The organism is Streptomyces panaciradicis (assembly GCF_023516615.1).
Classification (GTDB): Bacteria; Actinomycetota; Actinomycetes; order Streptomycetales; family Streptomycetaceae; genus Streptomyces; species Streptomyces panaciradicis.
Map to the genome: position 1 here is coordinate 1 of NZ_JAMGBF010000287.1, position 3,326 is coordinate 3,326.

A 3,326-nucleotide genomic window follows, 5' to 3' on the forward strand; every position below is an offset into this window, starting at 1 on the left:
CGACGCGGCGGTAGACGGGCAGTGCGCCGGCGAGGGTGACGATCACCAGCACGACGGTCGCCACCGGTGACAGCAGGCCGGCGGCGAGGGCCGCGATGCCCGGCTGGTAGCCGAGGGTCGAGAAGTAGTCGACGCCGGTCAGGCACATCACCCGGTACCAGCGCTGGCCCTTGTGCGGGGGCTCCGGCCGGGCGTGCGGCGCCTGCTGGACGCCCTTGCCCATGTCGGAGAGACCCTCCAGCATCCAGGCGCGCAGGCGACTGGGGGGCGGGTGCTCGGTGGTGGCCATCGACGTGCTCCTGAAGTGCGGCTCGGCGCGTGGTGGGGGCCATCACGCGGACGGCGGCACCAGCGTAAGCGGAGCGTGACGTACGGGCCCACGGATGAGGGGGGTGAGGGCGTCAAGCTTGCGTTAAGACCGGCCTGGTGAGAGCCCTCCGTAGGACCAGGGCGAGGCGCAGGACCGTGGCGGGCCGCGGATGGGCCGACCGGGCGAGGGCCGAGGCGAACACCCAGCGTCATCCCCGGATGCCCGGCATGCCCCGCCGTCTTGGCGCGTCCTTGACGCAATCTTGGGCGCTGTCAGGTACACGGCTGGAACGGGGCGGACGGTCCGCGCCGTTGGCCTGGTGTGACGTCGACCCACCCCGTTCGTACGGAGCCCGGCCTGAGATCCCGGCACATGGTGATCTGCGGCGACGACGGACTCGCGCACCGCCTCGCCGTCGAACTGGACGCGGTGTGCGGTGAGGTCGTCACCGTCGTGCTGCCGTCGGCGAGCGACCAGCACGGCGCCCAGGTCGCCGCACTGCACGGCGACCCGCGGTCGCCGGTCGAGCTGCACGTCTCCGCGCGCCCGGACGAACGCACCCTGCGCGCGGCGGGCGTGGAGCGGGCGGCGGCGCTCGCCCTCACCTACCGCGACGACCAGGTCAACATGACCGCCGCCCTGCTGGCCCGCACCGTCAACCCCGCTGTCCGGTTGGTCGTCCGGATGTTCGACCGCGAGCGTGGCCGGCATCTGGAGCGGCTGCTGGACCGGGCGGCCGGGCTGTGCGAGGACCTCGCGCAGGACACCTCCACGACGGTGCTCTCCGACGCTGACACCGCCGTACCGGAGCTCGTGGCGGCCGCCGCCCTGGGCCGCGGACACACCCTGCAGGTCGAGGGCAGGGTCTTCCGCGGCGTCGTACGCCCCGCGGGCACCCCGTCGCACGCCACCGACCTGGCCACGCTGGCCGTCCTGTCCGGTGCCCACGAGGACGACCCGGCCAGCCAGGACAGCGCGGAGACGCCGGGGGAGGAGGGCACCCAGCTCTTGCCCGACACCGCGACGGCGGGGGACCGGCAGGGTACGCGCGGCCGGCTGGTGCTGGAGGAGGTCGGCCGGCATCCGGCCGAACCGGCCGTCCGCAACCGGCGCCTGCGCCCCCGCAGATGGTTGCGGGCGCGTCTGGCGCGCCTGCCGTGGAAGGTCTTCCTCTCGCATCAACTCATAGCTGTCTACGGGGCGTTGGGGGCCGTCGTGGTGGCCCTGTCGATCGCCACCGCGCTGTTCGCCGACGAGCATCCCTGGTGGAAGAACTTCTATCTGCCGCTGCTGGACATCTTCACCATGGGCGACCCGGCCACCGAGGAGTCCCCCGCCCGCCGTGTGCTGCAACTGCTGGCCGGATTCGTCGGGCTGGCCGTGCTGCCGCTCGTGGTCGCCGCGACCATGAACGCCACCGAGGCCTTCCGCACCGCCTCGGCGAGCCATCCCCCCGGCGAGGACGTCAACGGCCATATCGTCCTGGTCGGTCTCGGCATGGTCGGCACCAGGGTGCTGGCCCGGCTGCACGGCACCGGGCACCAGGTCGTGGCCATCGAGTGCGACCCGCACGCCCGCGGTATCGCCCTCGCGCGCGAACTCGGCGTACCGCTGATCCTGGACGACGCCACGACTCCCGGGGTGCTCGAACGGGCCCGGGTCCGGCAGAGCCGCTCGCTGCTCGTCCTCACCCGCGACGACGGCCGCAACCTCGACATCGTCATGGCGGTGCGGGAGACCGACCCCGCGGTGCGCGTGGTGACGCGGTTGTACGACGACGGGTTCGCGGCCACCGTCCAGCGCACCCTGCGCGCCTCCTACCCGGACGCCCTGACCCGGAGCCGGAGTGTCTCGGCGCTGGCGGCGCCCTCGTTCGCGGCGGCGATGATGGGCCGTCATGTGCTGGGGGTGATGCCGGTGGAACGCGGGTCGCTGCTGTTCACCTGTGTCGATGTGGCCGGGCACCCGGAGCTGGAGGGGCGTTCGGTGCACGAGGCGTTCCGTGAGAACGAGTGGCGCGTGCTGGCCGTGGGCGCCGCCGCCGGGCCGCTTCCGCAGCCCGCCGCCGCGGACGCCCCGGGTGGCGCCAGGGCCGATCGGGCCGGTTTCGACTGGCGTCCTGAGCAGGGACGTCTCCTGCGGGCGGGGGACCGGGTGGTCCTCGCGACCACGCGGCGCGGCCTGGACATCCTCCTGGCGGACGTGCACCCGTAGTCCGGCACGGGTTGAGCGGGCCGGCGCGCCGCGCGGCGCAAAGATCCCGGCAACCGGTGTGCCCGGTTCCTGCCGGGACACCCGCACGACAGCCGGGCGTGGTAGACAACGCCGAAGACGGTACGGAGCGTCAGGCCGTGGTGAGAGGACTGGGTGACCGGTGATGCTGAAGACCTTCCGTTGGGCGTTCGCGGCCACCGCGCTCGGTCTGGCCGCAGGGGTGCTCTACGGGGGCTGGACCGCGTTCGGCATCGTGGCGATCCTGGCCGTGCTGGAGATCTCGCTGTCGTTCGACAACGCGGTGGTCAACGCCGGGATCCTGAAGAAGATGAGCGCCTTCTGGCAGACCATCTTCCTCACGGTCGGCGTGCTCATCGCGGTCTTCGGCATGCGGCTGCTCTTCCCCGTCGTCATCGTCGCCATCACCGCGAAGCTGAATCCGTACGACGCCGTCCACCTGGCCCTGACGGAGAAGACCCGCTACGAGCAGCTGGTCACCGACGCGCACCCGGCGATCGCCGCCTTCGGTGGCATGTTCCTGCTGATGATCTTCCTGGACTTCATCTTCGAGGACCGCGACATCCAGTGGCTGCGCTGGATCGAGCGCCCGCTGGCCAGGCTCGGCAAGGTCGACATGCTGTCCGTGTGCATCGCGCTGATCGTCCTGCTGATCACGTCGTTCACCTTCGCCGCCCATGCCCACCAGCACGGCGGCGCGCAGGTCGACAAGGCGCAGACCGTCCTCGTCTCCGGCATCGCGGGCCTGGTCACCTACCTGGTCGTCGGCGGCCTGTCCGGCTAC

2 protein-coding genes and 1 pseudogene are annotated in these 3,326 nt (G+C 72.1%); 2 read left to right on the forward strand and 1 reads right to left on the reverse strand.

Translation table 11 applies throughout. The annotated features are described in order from the left end of the window. Positions 1-289 (reverse strand): annotated as a pseudogene (locus M8J74_RS43780) (amino acid transporter); the annotation flags it as partial. Between the two features lie 393 nt (positions 290-682). Between M8J74_RS43780 and M8J74_RS43785 the strand changes: the two are divergent. Both M8J74_RS43785 and M8J74_RS43790 read left to right on the forward strand, forming a co-directional pair. Continuing rightward, entirely contained in the window at positions 683-2,524 is a 1,842-nt protein-coding gene (locus M8J74_RS43785; RefSeq protein ID WP_249841721.1) for an NAD-binding protein, read from the forward strand. A 160-nt stretch (positions 2,525-2,684) separates the two neighbouring features. Next, the coding region (locus M8J74_RS43790; protein WP_249841722.1) for a DUF475 domain-containing protein at positions 2,685-3,326 on the forward strand (642 nt) is incomplete at its 3' end.

Bases quoted from the DNA above. Each gene is read 5' to 3' on its own strand.
- M8J74_RS43785 (WP_249841721.1), top strand. From the start codon at position 683: ATGGTGATCTGCGGCGACGACGGACTCGCGCACCGCCTCGCCGTCGAA.